A 15,305-nucleotide genomic window follows, 5' to 3' on the forward strand; every position below is an offset into this window, starting at 1 on the left:
TTGGCAATGTGCCAAACCGGGGAAATCCGGCGCCAACCACCCCCTTAGAGGAGGGATGCATCACATGATCGGCATTCTCATCGCCGTCCTGGTCGCCGCACTGGTCTTCTGGCTGTGCAGCGTTCTCGGACTTCCAGTCATCGTCGGCATCGTCGCCGCGATCCTCGTCCTGATCGGTGGCATCGGCACCGGCGCCGGCGGCTGGGGCCGCGGCCGCACCGCTAGGTAGCGAGCGTCCGCTCGGGCGGGTACGGGCACAGCCCGCCCCGCGCCGGGCAGGTCGCACACAACGCCGCGTGCGGGTGCTCGGTCAACGGGTACTCGCCCCGCGACAGGCTTGCGGTCCGTTCCTCCAGGCGGGCCTCGAGCTGCCCGGCATCGGCGGCGGCGTAGGACGCCGTCGCCGGCCGGTCGGGCCGCTGGAGGTAGAGGTGCACCACCTCGACGCGCTCGGCTCCGGCCCGCAGCGCCGCCAGCGCGTAGAGCTCGCGCTGCATGCCGTAGTCGCGCTGCACGAGCGCCTCCAGATCGGCCGACGGATCCTCCAGCCGATCGGTCTTGGCGTCGACGATCAGCCAGGTGCCGTCGTCCTCCACCGCGAGGGCGTCGATCGCGCCGACCATCAGCCGGTCGCCCAGCGTGAAGGCGAACGCGTGCTCGCGCCGCAGCCGCCGGGCCGCCGCCAGCCGCCGGGCGGGCACGCTGGCCACGAACGCGCCGACCAGGCGCACGATCTCGACGAGGTCCGCGTCGGCCGCCGCCGCGCCTTCGCGGCGCACCAGCGCGCGGATGCGCTCGGCGTCCGGCGCGCGCGCCGCGGAGCCCGCGCCGAAGTCGAGCTCCTCCAGCAGCGCGTGGACCACGCGTCCGCGCACGCGCGCGTCGAGCCGGCCGGCCTGCTCCTGGGCGCCGAGCAGCAGGCCCGGCGGCGCGGCCTGGTCGGGCAGGCCGACCATGCGCTGGACGTAGAACCGGTAGCCGCAGCGCAGGTACTCGGCCAGCGACGTGTAGCTGAGGGTGGTGTCGGCGCCCAGCGGCGGGCCGACGGCCGCGGGCGCGACGGCCGGCGTCGCCTCGGGGGCGCGCGGACCCGCGCCCGAGCCGGTGGCCGCGGTGTCGACCGGCGCGGCGAACGCGGCGCGCAGGACGGTGCCGAAGGTGGCCGGCGTGGAGATCGACAGCGCCAGCTCGAACCCGTCGCCGCCGATGCGCGCGTCGGGCGCGGGTGACTCGGCCGTGAAGCGCTCGACCAGATCGGGCACCAGCGCGGGCCCCAGCCAGGTCAGCGGGCTGCCGCCGGTGGCCAGGTTGCCGATCGAGCCGCTCAGCACCAGCCGGTGCTTGGCCCGGGTCAGCGCCACGTAGAGCACGCGCTTCTCCTCGGCCGACTCGCGCTCGCGGCGCTCGGCCTCCAGCGCGTTGAAGTCCAGCGCGGGCGTCGACTTGGCGCCGTCCAGGAGCGACAGGCGCAGGCCGACGCGGTCGCCGTCGACCTGCAGCAGCGGGCTCGTGCGGTTGGGCGGGCGGCCCAGGTCGGCGACCGCGACGACCCCGAACTCCAGCCCCTTGGCCGCGTGGACCGTCATCAGCCGCACGGCGTCGAGGTCGGGATCCTCGACCGCCGCCTCCGGCTCGCGCTTCTGCGCGGCCTCCAGCGCGGCCGCGTGCTCGACGAACGCGCGCAGATCGCGCCCCTCGGCCGCCTCGAAGCCGCGGGCCAGGCGCAGCAGCTTGTCGACGTTGGCCAGGCGCCGCGCGCCACCGGCCAGCCCGAGCACGGTCAGGTCGTATCCGGACGCGGCGATCGCCCGCTCCAGCAGCTCGTCCAGCCGCCGGCGGGGGATCGCGGCGCGCTCGGCGCCAAAGCGCGCGGCGAAGGCGGCCAGGCGACGCGCGTCCTGCGGCGACGCGTCGGCCGGCGGTGCGCCCCGCAGCGTCGGCCACACCGGCTCGCGGCGGCTGCGCGCGTCCTGGATGACCAGCGCCAGCGCATCGGAGCTGGCCCCGCACAGCGGCGAGCCGAGCACGGTCAGCAGCGCGGTCTCGTCGAGCGGGTTGGCCAGCGCCGCCAGATAGGCCATCAGGTCCAGGACCTCCTGGCGGGTCCAGAAGCCGCGTCCCGCGGTGGCCAGGCAGGGCAGGCCCACGTCGGCCAGCGCGCGCTCGATCACCGGCATCGAGGCGGCCGCGCGCACGAGCACGGCCATGTCCCCGGGCGCCGCCTCGCCGCGGTCGACCAGCTCGCGCAGCCGCTGTGCGAGCAGGCGCGCCTCGGCCTTGCGCCCGTCGGACACGCGCGGCAGCGTGTCGCCCAGGTCGATGTCCTCCCACCCCTCCAGGTCGGTGAGCAGGAGCTCGACGCGCGGGACGTCCAGCGGCGCGGGTCCGCGGGGCGAGCGCAGCGGCGCGAAGTGCTCCCCGAAGCGCTCGGCGAACGCGGCGTTGACCGCGGCCAGGATCTCCGGGTCGCAGCGGAAGCTCTCCTCCAGGCGCAGCGCCAGGCCGCGCGCCGACAGCGCCTCGCGGCGGTCGCGGAAGATCTGCACGTCGGCGTGGCGGAAGCCGTAGATCGACTGGAACTCGTCGCCCACGCTGAACAGCTGGTCGTTCTCGATGGAGCGCAGCACCTCGAGCTGGCGCTGGTTGGTGTCCTGGAACTCGTCGACCATGACCAGGGCGAAGCGCTCGCGCCACACGGCGCGCACCGCGGGATGCTCGGCCAGCAGGTCGCGGGCGCGCAGCTCCAGATCGTCGAAGTCCAGGACGCCGCGGGCCGCCTTGGCCTGCGCGTAGGCGGCCCCGAAGCGCCGCAGCAGGTCGTCGAACAGGACGACGTGGCGCGCGGCGTGGTGGTCGGCGCAGGCCTTCTCGAAGGCGTCGCGCGCCTCGACGTAGGCGTGGCAGGGCGCGGTGTCCAGCGCGGCGGCCCGGCCGCAGGCGATGTCCAGCGCGCGCATGCGCCCGGGCCAGGGCACGACGCCGGTCTCCACGTCCTCCAGGAAGCGCGCGCAGCGGTCCAGCGCGGCGCGCGCGTCGTCGACCAGCTTGGAGTCGCGCGCGTCGGCCAGCTCGGCGGCCAGGGCGGCGCGCGCCGCGGCCAGCGCGGTGCGCTCGGCGTCGGGCGGCGGCCGGCGCGGCACCTCGGGCAGATGCGGCAGCCCCTGGCCGCGGCTGCGCAGCTCGTCGTGGGCGGCGGGGATGGCCAGCGTGAGCGCGTCGGCCCGGTAGGCGGCGACGAGATCCAGGGCATCGGGGCCGCCGTCGGCCAGGAACCCGCGCAGCGCCTCGGCGAACGCGCCCTCCCGCAGCCGCGCGGCGCGGGGCTCGTCGAGCACCGCGAAGCCGGGATCGAGCCCGGCGGCCAGCGGGTGCGCGCGCAGCAGGCGCGAGCAGAAGCCGTGGATCGTCGAGACGAACGCGCCCTCGGTGGCCCGCGCGGCCGCCCGCGCGTGCGTCGTCCCGATCTCCTCGAAACGGCGGCGGATGCGCTCGCGCAGCTCGCCCGCCGCCTTGTCGGTGAACGTGATGGCCAGGATCCGGCCGGGGTCGATCTCGTCGTCGAGCACCGCGCGCACGAAGCGCTCGACCAGCACCGAGGTCTTGCCCGAGCCGGCCGCCGCCGACAGCAGCAGCGAATGGTCGCGCTGCGCGATCGCCGCGGCCTGCGCCGGGGTGAAGCGGTCGTGGCCGGGGGCCTGCGCGGCGGGCTCGACCGGCGGCTCCACGCGCGAGGCCTGCACCTCGCCGCCGTCCAGCGCGTCGAGGTCGAACAGGGTCAGCTCGCCGCTCACGCCGCGACCTCGCAGCGGCACAGGCCCGGGAAGGCGCAGCCCCGGCTGGTGCACGTCTCCGGTCGCGGCTCCAGCGCGCCCGAACGGGCCTGGGCCGCGGCGGCCGCGGCCAGCTCGAGCACCGCGTCGAGCGTGGCCCGCACGGCGTCGGCGGGCTTGCGATCGGTGGGCACGGCGTCGAGGTCGGGATCGGCCTCCTTGTCGATCAGGCCGCGGCGGCGCGCGTCGTTGGCCGACAGCGGCTGGTAGAAGGCGCCCACGGGCTCGAGGTCGAGGTGGTCGGCGGCGGCCTTCAGGTAGATCGCGGCCTGGAAGACGTTGTCCTGGATCCAGCGGTTGCCGGCCACCACGCGCCCGGTCTTGTAGTCGATCACCTGCAGCTTCGTCCCGGTCGGATCGACGTCGACGCGGTCGATCCGCCCGCGCAGCGCGACGGGGCCGTCGGGCGCCTCGAGCACGACGTCGGGCAGGTAGACGCCCTCCCCGGCCAGCTCGTCGGCGTGCGACTCATCGGGCTGGAAGCCGAAGCTGACCTCGATGTGGCGTGGCTCGTACGCGCTACCGTCGCGGGCCGACGCGTCCAGGTAGCGCTCCAGGTCGGCCTCCAGGCGACGCGTACCGGCGGCCAGGCGCTCGGGGCTGGGCGACAGCGGCGTGCGCGCGGCGGCCAGCTCGAGCGCCTCGCGCAGCAGGTCGTGCGCGATCGGCAGCGAGTCCGGCGTGACCTTGGCCGACCCGGTCTGCGCGCGCAGCTCGCGCAGCGTGCGCTCCAGCGCCTCGTGGGCGATCGAGCCGCGGGCCAGGTACTCGGAGTCGGGCTCCAGGTCGTCGAGGTTCAGATAGCGCTCGACGAACCACTTGACCGGACAGGCGGCCCAGCTCTCCAGCGCCGACGGCGACCAGTGCGGCCGCCCGCGCAGCGCGTCCAGCACGGGCTCCGTGCGCAGGGGCGCGATCGGCTCGGGCGCGCGCGGCGGCGCGGCCTCCGCGGCCACCCGCGCGGCCTCGCGCACGGTCGGCGGCTCCTGCTCCCACGCCACGGCGCCCAACGGACGGCGGCGCACCACGGGCGCGTCGACGATCGCGCGCACGTCGTCCAGGAAGAACGAGGCGATCACGGGGTCGCCGTCGTCGTCGGCGTTGCGGCTGGACAGCACGAGCCGCTGCACCGGACGCGAGACGGCCGCGTAGAACAGGTAGCGCTCGTCGGCCAGCGGGTCCTCGCGCTGGGGCAGCACGATGCCCGACACCTTGGCCAGCTCGCGCCGGTCGTCGTCGGACAGGAACGGCTCGGGCGTGCCGGGCCGCGGGAAGGCGCCCTCCTGCAGCCCGCAGAGGATCAGCGCGCGGACGCGGCGGGCGCGCAGGGCCAGCGGATCGCACACCGTGACGCGGCCGGGGCCGGGCGCGTCGCCGACCGGCACGACGACGCCCTCCAGGTGCGCGACCAGCTCCTGGGCGTCGGGCGCGAACGGCGCGGCGGCCCGGCTCAGCCCCAGCAGCTCGGTCAGCGCCGCGCGCGCGCACGCCCCGGCCTGGGCCAGCTCGCGCGCGCCGGCGTCCAGCAGCGGCGGCCGGGCCGGATCGCCCGAGCCCGGCAACCCGGGCGCGAGCGCGACCATCGCCTGCGTGACCATCCGCCCGGTCTCGTCGATCAGCGCCTCGCACAAGGCCACGACGCCCTGGTCGGACGCGCGCCGGAGCTTGCCGATCGCGAACGGCGCCTCGCGCTGCCACAGCTCGATCGCGTCCTCGGCCGACTCGGTGCCGGACCGCCGGACCTCGCGCTCGAGCACGTCGACGGCGGCGGGATCGCGCAGGACGCCGGGCCCGCGCAGGTAGGCGAGCAGGTCGGCCGCGCTGCCCTCCAGCAACGCGCAGCGCAGGAGGGCGATCAGCGCGCGGCCCAGCGGCAGATGGCCGAGCGGCACGCTGCGCCGCAGCGCGAACGGGACGCCGAACGCGGCCAGGACGCTCTCCAGCAGCGGCGCCTGCTCGTCCAGGCTGCGGGTGACGATCGCCACCTCCTCCGGCCGGGCGCCGGCGCGCAGCAGCGCCAGCGCCTCGCTGGCCACCAGCTCGGCCTCGGCCCGCTCGCCGCCGGCCTGCAGCAGCGCGACCGCCTCGCCGGCGGGCACCAGCGCGAGCTCGTCGTCCTCGAACAGGCGCCGCTCCAGCGCGTGCAGCGCGGTGCGCGCCGCGGGCGCGTAGAACTGGTCGTCGGGCGCCATCTCCTGGCGGCGGCCGTGGCTGGCCAGCGGCTCCAGATCGGCCACCAACCGGGCCCGGCCGGCGAACGCCGCACGCCCGCGCTCGAAGGTCAGCGAGACCCACACCTCGGCGTCCGCGCCGACGGCCAGCGCGTCGACCGCCTCGCGCTGCAGCGGCGTGAGGTCGTCGAAGCCGTAGAAGAAGACGGGCGTCGTGCCCCAGGCGCGCGGCGTCTCGCGCAGGCGATCCAGGGCGTCCAGGGCCCAGCGCTCCTGGTCGGGCCGGCCGAGGCGATCCAGCGCGGCCCGGTAGCCGCGATACAGGGCGGCGATCTCCTCGCCGTAGGCCAGCCGCCCCGCGTCCTCACCGGCCCAGGCCCGCAGCGCGCCGGTCAGCCGACCGGGCTCCACGCGCGCGACCTGCAGCTCCTGGACGAGCTTCAGCATGGCCCGGGCGAAGCCGGGCGAGGCGGCCGAGTCGCGCAGGACCCGCAGCTCGGTCCGCGCCACCACCGCGCCCATCACCCGCTCGCGAGCGACGTCGCCCAGCGGACGGCGGCCGTCACCGGCCCGCGCGGCGACGAGATCGAGCAGGTGCTCGAAGGTCATCACCCGGGCGCCGATGACCAGCTCGTCGGCGGCCAGCTCGCGCCGGTAGTTGTCGACGTCCTCGGCGGTCGGCACGACGAGCAGCGGGTCGCGATGCAGGGCCGCGCGGACGCCGTCGAGGACGGCGCGGGCCTTGGCCGAGTTGGCCGGTCCGGTGATCAGCGTGAGGGGCATTGCGGGTCAGTGATCGTTGCGCACCGATCGGCGGCATGATTCGCGCCCATGCATCCCGTGATCGAGGCCCTGCACGAGCGCCGCGCGGCCGGTTCGACGCCGTTCGCGCGCACCGACGGCCGGCGGATCGCGCTGGCCGTCGAGGGCGGCGGGATGCGCGGCGTCGTCTCCTCGGCGATGTGCGCGGCGATCGAGTCCGCGGGCCTGGTCGACGCGTTCGACCTGGCCGCCGGCGCGTCGGCGGGCGCGCTCAACGCGGCCGCGCTGCTGGCCGGCGTGGCCGCGGGCTGCACGCACGAGTACGCCGGCGCGTTCACCGACCGGCGCTTCATCAACCCCGCGCGGCTGCTGCTCGGCCGCGCCGTCGTCGAGGTCGACTTCGTCCTGGACTACGACCACCCCGACACGCTCGACGCGGCACGGCACCAGCGCACGCTGGACTCGCCCGTCGAGCTGCACTGCGTGGCCTGCGACGTGGCCAGCGCCCGAGCCGTGGACCTGACCGGGATGGCCGAGCGTCCGGCGCTGCGCGAGGCGCTGCTGGCCTCGTCGCGGCTGCCCTGGATCGGCGGCGAGCCGGTGCGCGCGGCCGACGGCCGCCGCTTCCTCGACGGCGGGCTGATCGAGCCGATCCCGCTGGACACCGCGCTGGCCGCGGGCGCGACCCACGTGCTGGTGCTCCTCACCCGCCCGGCGGGCGCCGCGGTGCCCGCGGTCGGCACCGGGTTGGGCGACCGGCTGGTCAGCCGCCGCCTGCACGCGCTCAACCCCGCCCTGGTCGAGGCCTACCGCACGCGCCCGGCCGCCTACGCGGCGACGATCGAGCGGATCCAGTCCGAGCCCAACGTGCTCGGCGTCTTCCTGCCCGAGGGCTCGCCGGTGCCCGGGCGCCTGGAGCGCGACCCGGACAAGCTCCGCGCGGCCGCCGCGCTGGCCCGCGCGGCCGCCGAAGCCGCGCTCGCCGGGCCGAGTGGCACATGACCTCCGCTCAGCGGAGGGAATGTGCCACTCGGCCGGTCAGGTGCGCAGGAATCGCTGCACGTCGGCGGCCTCGCGGGCGAACGCCTCGGGGTTGGGCGTGTCGAGCTTCGGCACCCCGCCGGGGATCGTCCACGTGCCGGTGACCCGCCCGTCCTCGAGCGTGACCGCCCGGAGCATCCCGCCGCCCGGGAACGCGCGCTTGCGCAGCGCCGCCGAAACCGCGAACGAGCGGTCCTTCCAGCCCAGCAGATACGGATCGAACGCGGGCAACAGCCGGGGTTGGCGGAGCTCTCCGCGGCTGTCACGGTCTTCTCCGCCAACGTCGGTCAGGGCGGTGCGGGCGTCGCGGATCCCCAGGCCCGACCAGGCGGCGAGGTCGACGGCGTCGGCGCCCACGTGCGCGGCCGCGTAGCGCGCGCCCAGCTGCGCCAGCGCGGCCGCCCGGTCGACCTCCACGCGCGCGCCGACCCAGTCCGCGGCCAGCACGAACTCCCGCGCGGGCGTCAGCACCACCTCACCGCGCGCGCAGCAGTCGGCCAGCAGGTGCGGAAACGCCTGGCCCTCCAGCACCAACCCCTTCGCGGCCAGCCGTTCGAGCAGCACCGAGCGCACGAGTGGCCCATCGGAGGCGAGCACCGAACCGACCAGGCCGGCCCGCGCATCCCCTTCGGGAACGCGACGCGCGGTCAGCGCCCACAACCACCACCAGTCCTCCACGGCGACCAGATGCAGCGTCCCGCGCATCAGCCAGCCGAGCACGAGCTCGCGCGACGCGCCCACGTCCGCGAAGCCGAACCCGCTCGCGCGAGCCCGCAACGCCAGCGCCGCCGCCCGCTCGTCCTGGGCCTGCACCGCGAGCAGCGCCCGCACCACATCGACCGGAGCACGACGGCGCCGCTGCCCCAGCAGCTGCGCCCGCGCCCGCGCCCGTCGCTGGACTACGCGGCCTCCGCCGGAGCCGAGCCGGCGTCCGACGACGCCGCGGCGGTGGCGGCCTCGGCCGCGATCGTCTCCTGGTCGGGCGGCTTGGCGCCCTCCTTGGCCCACGGCTCGTCGAACTCGACGCGCCAGCGGCCCTCGTCGGTCTGCTCCAGCGCCAGGCGGGCGCGGAAGGCGCGGCCCGAGCGGCCGCGGAAGCCGGTGACCGGACGCGCCGTGTAGCCCGCCTTGATCAGCTCCTTGACCACCGCGGGCGACAGCGTCTTGCCCGCCTTGGCCTTCCAGATGACGAAGCCACAGCCCGGGTCCTCGCGCGACCAGCACGAGTAGCCCTTGCGGTTCTCGTTGATGTCCAGGCCGCAGACCGGACAGGGCCCGACCATCGCCCGCGGGATCCGCACGTCCTTGAGCTTCTCGTCGAGCACGTTGACCGTCTGGCGGGCGAAGTCGGCGATGTCGGCCATGAACTTCGGCCGCGTGTCCGTGCCGTTCTCGATCTTGACCAGCCGCGACTCCCAGTCGCCGGTCAGCGACGGCGAGGTGAGCGGGTGGTTGTCGAGCAGGCGGATGACGTTGACGCCCTTCTCGGTGCAGACCAGCGCGCGGCCGTCGCGCTCGACGTAGCCGACGTCGATCAGGCGCTCGATGATCGCGGCGCGGGTGGCCGGCGTGCCGATGCCGGACTCCTTCATCGCCTCGCGCATCTCGTCGTCGTCGACCAGCTTGCCGGCGGTCTCCATCGCGCCCAGCAGCGACGCGTCGCTGTAGCGCCGCGGCGGCTTGGTCTCCTTCTCGGCCGACTCGACCGAACGCGTGTCGACGTTCTCGCCCTTCTCGAGCTTGGGCAGCTGCTGATCGCGACCCTCGTCGTCGTCGGACGCGGCCTGCTCGCCCTCGGACAGCTCGCCGTACACGCCGCGCCAGCCCGGCACGATCAGGACCTTGCCGCGGGTGCGGAAGACGTGCTCGGCCACGGTCGTCTCGATGCGCGTGTTCTCGAACTGCGCATCGGGATGGAAGATGGCCAAGAAGCGCCGGGCGACCATGTCGTAGACGCGGCGGTCGTCGTCGCTGAGCTTGTCGAGCTTGTGCTCGGAGCGCGTCGGGATGATCGCGTGGTGGTCGGTGACCTTCTCGTTGTTGACCACGCGCCCCAGCGGGAGCAGATCGAGGCTCGCGACGTACTCGGCGGCCTTGGTGTACTCGCGGTTGCCCCCGACGAACACCGCCGTCGGCTTGATCTCGCCGATCATGTCGCTGGTGATGTAGCGCGAGTTGGTACGCGGATACGTGAGCACCTTGTGCTCCTCGTACAGGCGCTGCGCGGCCGACAGCGTGCGGCGCGCGGAGAAGCCGAAGCGCGTGTTGGCGTCCCGCTGCAGCGACGTCAGGTCGTACAGCAGCGGCGGCTTCTCGGTGCGCTTGGTCTTGTCGAGCTTGGTGATCTCGCCGCGCTGGCCGCGAACGGCGGCGACGATCGCGTCGGCCTGCTCGGCGGTGGCGATGCGCGGCTGGGCGCCCTCGTGGAAGCGCCCCTCGTACACGCGCTTGCCGTCGGCCTCGAAGACCGCGTCGACCAGCCAGTAGGGCTCGGGCTTGAACGCGGCGATCTCGTCCTCGCGGCGGGCCAGGATGGCCAGCGTCGGCGTCTGCACGCGGCCCAGCGAGACGGCGCCGTCGAAGGAGGAGCGCAGGCGGATGGTCGCCGCGCGGGTGGCGTTCATGCCGACGATCCAGTCGGCCTCCGAGCGCGAGCGGGCGGCCTCTTCGAGCGTGGCGTACTCGGACGCGGGCTTGAGGCTGGCGAAGGCGTTGTTCATCGCCTCCTTGGTCATGGACTGCAGCCACAGCCGCTGGACGGGCTTCTTGGCCCCCGCCTTCTCGAACAGATAGGCGAAGATCAGCTCGCCCTCGCGGCCGGCGTCGCAGGCGTTGATGACGTCGTCGACGTCGTCGCGCTTGAGCTGCTGGCTGACCACCGTCATCTGCTTCTTGGAGCGCTCGTCGCGCACGACGAGCTTGAAGCGCTCGGGCACGATCGGCAGGTCGCCCATCTTCCACTTCTTGAACTTGGCGTCGTACTCGTCGGGCTCGGCGAGCTGCACGAGGTGGCCGACCGCCCACGTGATGACGTGGTCGGGACCCTCCAGAAAGCCCTCGTTCTTGGCGAACGGGCCGGGCAGGACGCGAGCGACGTCGCGTCCGACGGACGGCTTCTCGGCGATGACGAGGGTCTTGGCCATGACCTGGCGGAGCCTAGCGAGGCTTCTCGCTAGCGGGCACACGGCCCGGTCGAAACGCCACCGCGCACCCCGGCCAGGACATCTTGCACGACGTCGTTGGGCACCGCGTAGCCGCCGGGACGATCGTCGCCCACCGTCGAGGCGAACACCGTGCCGACCACGCGCCCCTGCTCGTCGACCAGCGGACCGCCGGAGTTGCCGTGGCGTACGCGCCCGCGCAGCGGGGCGATCGAGCGGGTCACCGGGCCGTTGCCGTAGGCGTCGTCGGCGATCGCCTTGCGGGTCTGCCCCATGCGCACGGGCCGCACGTCGTAGGGACCGTTGAGCGGGAAGCCGAGCAGCGCCGCCGACGTGCCCGAGGGGACCTCGCCGCGCAGCGAGAGCCCCGGCGCGCGCAGGCCGTCGACGGCCAGCACCGCGATGTCGTTGCGCTCGTCGAAGGCCACGGCGCGCGCCGTCAGCCGCGCACCGCGACCCTGCAGCTGGACCGTCGTGTCGTCCTGGCCGGCCACCACGTGCGCGTTGGTGACGACCAGGCCGTCGGTGGTCACCCAGCCCGACCCCTCGACGCCCAGCCCGCAGGCGTTGCCCAGCACCTTCACCACGGAGCGCGCCGCCTGCCGCACGCCGGACGTGCGGGCGATGCGCGCGGTGGGGGCGGGCACGTCGGCCTGCGGGCCCTGGAAGGCCGGAAGCGGGTCGAAGCGGGCCAGCGCGTTGAGGATCGGCCCGGACGGCGGCAGCACGTCGTTGAGCGTGCGCAGCACCGAGGAGCGCTGCACCTCGCGCCGCAGCGAGGCCTGGCCCGGCGTCTGCAGGGCGACGGCGCCGGCCAGCCACACGATGCCCAGGGCGATCCCGGCGCTGAGCACCGCGCCCAGCCCGCCGTCGACCGTGCTGAAGCCGGGAATCCGCTGCGCGCCGCCGCGCAGCCGGTAGGCGATCCCCGAGAAGCCCGCGGCCAGGATCGACCCGATGGCGATCGCGCCGACCAGGCCGAAGATCGGCGCATACGGCGACTCGGCCCCGTCGGACAGCAGCAGCGGCGCCAGGCGCGTTCCCGCCACCGCGCCCAGGCCGAAGCCGATCAGCGACAGCGCGCCGACGACGAACCCGCGGTAGTAGCCGATCGCCGCTCCGGCGAGCGTCAGCACGACGATGATCCAGTCCAGGCGCGTCATCAGGCGGGAATCCTCGTCACATCAAATACCGTTGCGGTCAGGTGAGCGGGAGCGAACACCGGCAGGGATGGTTGCGGTGGCGCCGGATCGCGCCGATCGCCGGCGTCGCCGTGCTCGCCTTCGGGGCCGGTGCGGTCCTCGGCGGGCAGCACGTTCCCGCCTCCCAGCAGGCGGCCGAGGCGTTCGTCACCGCCTGGCACGGCGGCGACCTGGCCCGCATGTACGCGCTGACCGACGCCGCCGCCCACGACCGCTCGCTGCGCGACTTCGCGCGCGCCTACCGAGGCGCCGAGACGACGGCCACGGCGCGCGAGGTGCGCTTCGGCGAGGCACACGACGTCGGCGACAGCACCGTCGAGGTGCCCGCGGTGGTCGAGACCGTCGCCTTCGGCACCGTGCGCCAGATGCTGCGCCTGCCCGTCACCGAGATCGACGGCCAGGCGCGCATCAGCTGGACGCCGGATCTGGCCTTCCCGGGCCTGCGCCCCGGGGAGAAGCTGACCCGGCGCACCGCGCTGCCCGCGCGGGCCGCGCTGCTGTCGCGCGACCGCCAGCCGCTCGTGCGGGCGCCCGACGGGCAGGCCGTGGATCCCGTCGCCTCCTCGATCGTCGGCGACCTGGGCCCGATGCCCGCCGACGAGCAGCAGGGGCTGCGCGCGCAGGGCGTGCCCGACGACGCGCAGGTGGGCGTCAGCGGCCTGGAGCGGATCTTCGAGGACCAGCTGCGCGGGCGGCCCGGCGGCGTGCTGCTGGCCGGGGAGCGGCTCCTGGGCACCCAGCCGCCCAAGGCCGCCGACGCGGTGCGCACCTCGCTGTCGCTGAAGGTCCAGCAGGCCGCGGTCGACGCGCTGGCCGGCCGCCTGGGCGGGGTCGTGGCGCTCAGGCCGCAGAACGGGGAGATCCTCGCCGCCGCGGGCATCCCGCTGTCCGGACTCCAGCCGCCGGGCTCCACCTTCAAGATCATCACCGCCACCGCGGCGCTGGAGGACGGGATCACGAGCCTCGACAAGGAGTATCCGATCGAGACGTCGGCCACGCTGGAGGGCGTCGAGCTCGACAACAACGACGGCGAGTACTGCGGCGGCTCGCTGGTGGAGTCCTTCGCGCACTCGTGCAACTCGGTGTTCGCGCCGATGGGCGCCGACGTGGGCGCCGAGCGCCTGGTCGAGGTCGCCCGCCGCTTCGGCTTCGATCAGGACCCGGGCATCCCCGGGGCCGCGACGCCGACGATCCCACCGGCCAGCGAGATCGGCGACGACCTCGCGCTCGGCTCGTCGGCGATCGGCCAGGGACAGGTGCAGGCCACCGCGCTGACGATGGCCGTCGTCGCCGCGACGATCGCGCTGAAGGGCGAGCGCCCCCGCCCCACGTTCACCTACGGGCAGAGCCTGGGCCGCGTGCCGGTGACCACGCCGAAGATCGCCGGCGAGGTCCAGCAGATGATGCGCGCGGTGGTCGACTACGGCACGGGCACCGCGGCGGCGATCCCCGGCGTGCAGGTGGCGGGCAAGACCGGCACCGCCGAGCTGGAGAGCGAGCCCGACGTGCCCGAGGACGCGGGCGCGATCCCGGTCGCCGATCCCAACCCGATCCCCGACACCGACGCCTGGTTCGCCGGCTACGCGCCGGCCCAGAAGAAGCAGCCGCGCGCGGTGGTCGGGGTCATGCTCGTGCGGGTCGGCTCCGGCGGCACCTACGCGGCGCCGGTCGCGCGATCGGTCCTGCAAGCGGCTCTGGCGAAGCCCTAGACGTCGAGGTCGACGGTGGCCTCGCGCGGCTCGCCGGCCAGCGCGCGCATGTGCAGCTCGAGCGGGCGGTTGTCGAAGGTCGCGTTCTTGACCTTGAACAGGAGCATCGAGCCGTTCACCGACGGGTTGTTGCGCGCCGCGGTGTCCATCTCGGGCTTGGTCTCGCCGGGCTCGATCACGCCGGGGCGGTAGGCGAAGACGTTGTCCGGACCGATCTCCAGGGGCGTGTAGACGTTCTCCTGGGTGTCGGTGATCTTGAAGTCGGTGATCGCCTCTTGCGGATCGTCGCCCTCGTTGAAGCCGACGACGAACACGGCGAACCACGCCTCGTCGGGCGCGAGCTCGCGCTGATCCTCGGGCACGTCGACGAGGTACGCCTTGTCCTCGTTGTCGTTCGGGTTCAGCTGGCGGGAGATCTGGACCTGGTAGGTCAGGTTGCCGACGTTGAGGTAGGCGCCTTCGGTATGGCCGAAGGTCGTGACCTCCTCCTTGTTGCCGCAGGCCGTGAAGGCGAGGGCAGCGATGGCGACGGCGGCGACGGCGAACAGGCGACGGAGCTTCATGCGGGGCGGGATCCTAGCCTCAACGTCCGGCGATCGTCGCCCGCTGGCCACGTCCCTCGTTGTCTTCGAGGATCGAGCGCAGACGCCGCATGGCCTTGTTGGACTTCCGCCGCAGCCAGCCGCGGAAGCCCAGGGACTCGACGAGACGGTCCGGGAGCGTCTTGGGCTTGGTGGCCGTCGTGAACTCCACGCGGGTGCCGCCATGGGCGGGCTGGAGCTCGTAGATCACGCGCAGACGGACGCGGTTGAACTTGCCGCCGCGACCCGCGAGCACGAGGCGCCAGGGGGCCTGCACCTCGACCAGGGTCACGTCCGCGCCGGTGTAGCGCTGGCGCGGCGGCGGGGCGTCGACGGAGAAACGGGCACCGGCACCCTCACCGAAGGAGTCCTCGCGCGTGAGGCGCCAGTCGACCAGGTAGTGATCGGTGAACTCGGGGTGGTTGGCGATGTCGCAGAGGTAGGCGAAGACCTCCTCACGCGGACGGGCGATGGTCGTGTTGACCGTGACGGGCTCCATGCGGCGCCCAAGTCTACGCGGCGATGCGCTGGACCGACCGCACGGTGTGGCCGTGCTCGCTGTGGCGCACGACCTCCTCGCGGGCGTCCTCGATCCGCGTCAGCGGCCGGCACAGCTCGCACAGGAGCCATCCGTCCTTGGAGCGGACGACGTGCTCGCCGGTCAGCGGCGTGCGTCCGCAGCGCTGACAGCCCTCGCGATCGTGGCTCAGCAGGTCCACGCTGCGGCGCACCAGGTGGTCTTCGAGCTCGGTGCGGCGGCGGAACATGCCTTTGTGGTTCGCCTTCGGACCACGCGCTCCTCCCGAGCTATACCGGTCCTTGGGCGATCGCCTCCGGCGCGGTACGAT

Annotated in this window: 11 protein-coding genes; 3 read left to right on the plus strand and 8 right to left on the minus strand. The window is 74.5% G+C overall.

Annotation, left to right across the window (positions count from 1 at the left end):
• Window positions 1–64 precede the first annotated feature (64 nt).
• Complete coding sequence (locus ACZ5UI_RS13510) at window positions 65–229, plus strand: hypothetical protein (protein WP_464187575.1); 165 nt, start codon at window positions 65–67, stop codon at window positions 227–229.
• Here the strand turns inward: ACZ5UI_RS13510 and ACZ5UI_RS13515 are convergent.
• Both ACZ5UI_RS13515 and ACZ5UI_RS13520 read right to left on the minus strand, forming a co-directional pair.
• Window positions 222–3,791, minus strand: a complete 3,570-nt coding sequence (locus ACZ5UI_RS13515; protein ID WP_464187578.1) for a UvrD-helicase domain-containing protein — start codon at window positions 3,789–3,791, stop codon at window positions 222–224. The two genes, ACZ5UI_RS13510 and ACZ5UI_RS13515, sit on opposite strands and share 8 nt — an antisense overlap.
• Window positions 3,788–6,784: a PD-(D/E)XK nuclease family protein gene (locus ACZ5UI_RS13520; RefSeq protein ID WP_464187579.1), complete on the minus strand. Its 2,997-nt coding sequence runs from the start codon at window positions 6,782–6,784 to the stop codon at window positions 3,788–3,790. Before ACZ5UI_RS13520 ends, ACZ5UI_RS13515 begins: the two co-directional genes overlap by 4 nt.
• Before the next feature lie 48 nt (window positions 6,785–6,832).
• Between ACZ5UI_RS13520 and ACZ5UI_RS13525 the strand changes: the two genes are divergently transcribed.
• Window positions 6,833–7,765 carry a patatin-like phospholipase family protein gene (locus ACZ5UI_RS13525; protein ID WP_464187581.1) on the plus strand — a complete coding sequence of 311 codons (933 nt, stop codon included), beginning with the start codon at window positions 6,833–6,835 and terminating at the stop codon, window positions 7,763–7,765.
• A gap of 36 nt (window positions 7,766–7,801) precedes the next feature.
• Here ACZ5UI_RS13525 and ACZ5UI_RS13530 read toward each other — a convergent pair whose 3' ends face one another.
• From ACZ5UI_RS13530 to ACZ5UI_RS13540, 3 genes are all read right to left on the minus strand, one after another.
• Window positions 7,802–8,635: a DNA glycosylase AlkZ-like family protein gene (locus tag ACZ5UI_RS13530; protein ID WP_464187583.1), complete on the minus strand. Its 834-nt coding sequence runs from the start codon at window positions 8,633–8,635 to the stop codon at window positions 7,802–7,804.
• A 68-nt stretch (window positions 8,636–8,703) separates the two neighbouring features.
• Entirely contained in the window at window positions 8,704–10,947 is a 2,244-nt protein-coding gene (locus ACZ5UI_RS13535; RefSeq protein WP_464187585.1) for a type IA DNA topoisomerase, read from the minus strand.
• Window positions 10,948–10,976: 29 nt separating this feature from the next.
• Window positions 10,977–12,128 (minus strand): MarP family serine protease, encoded by a 1,152-nt coding sequence (locus ACZ5UI_RS13540; RefSeq protein WP_464187587.1) that lies wholly within the window; start codon window positions 12,126–12,128, stop codon window positions 10,977–10,979.
• Between the two features lie 41 nt (window positions 12,129–12,169).
• Between ACZ5UI_RS13540 and ACZ5UI_RS13545 the strand changes: the two genes are divergently transcribed.
• The gene (locus tag ACZ5UI_RS13545; RefSeq protein WP_464187589.1) at window positions 12,170–13,876 is read left to right on the plus strand and encodes a penicillin-binding transpeptidase domain-containing protein; all 1,707 of its coding nucleotides are present in this window, start codon (window positions 12,170–12,172) and stop codon (window positions 13,874–13,876) included.
• Here ACZ5UI_RS13545 and ACZ5UI_RS13550 read toward each other — a convergent pair.
• The 3 genes from ACZ5UI_RS13550 to ACZ5UI_RS13560 are packed head-to-tail and all read right to left on the minus strand — an operon-like array spanning window position 13,873 to window position 15,224.
• Complete coding sequence (locus ACZ5UI_RS13550) at window positions 13,873–14,439, minus strand: hypothetical protein (RefSeq protein ID WP_464187592.1); 567 nt, start codon at window positions 14,437–14,439, stop codon at window positions 13,873–13,875. The two genes, ACZ5UI_RS13545 and ACZ5UI_RS13550, sit on opposite strands and share 4 nt — an antisense overlap.
• Before the next feature lie 19 nt (window positions 14,440–14,458).
• Window positions 14,459–14,956, minus strand: coding sequence for an SRPBCC family protein (locus tag ACZ5UI_RS13555; RefSeq protein ID WP_464187594.1), 498 nt, complete (start codon window positions 14,954–14,956; stop codon window positions 14,459–14,461).
• Window positions 14,957–14,969: 13 nt separating this feature from the next.
• Entirely contained in the window at window positions 14,970–15,224 is a 255-nt protein-coding gene (locus ACZ5UI_RS13560; protein WP_464187596.1) for a hypothetical protein, read from the minus strand.
• Window positions 15,225–15,305: the final 81 nt, after the last annotated feature.

It is taken from the genome of Conexibacter sp. JCM 18997, assembly GCF_055391915.1.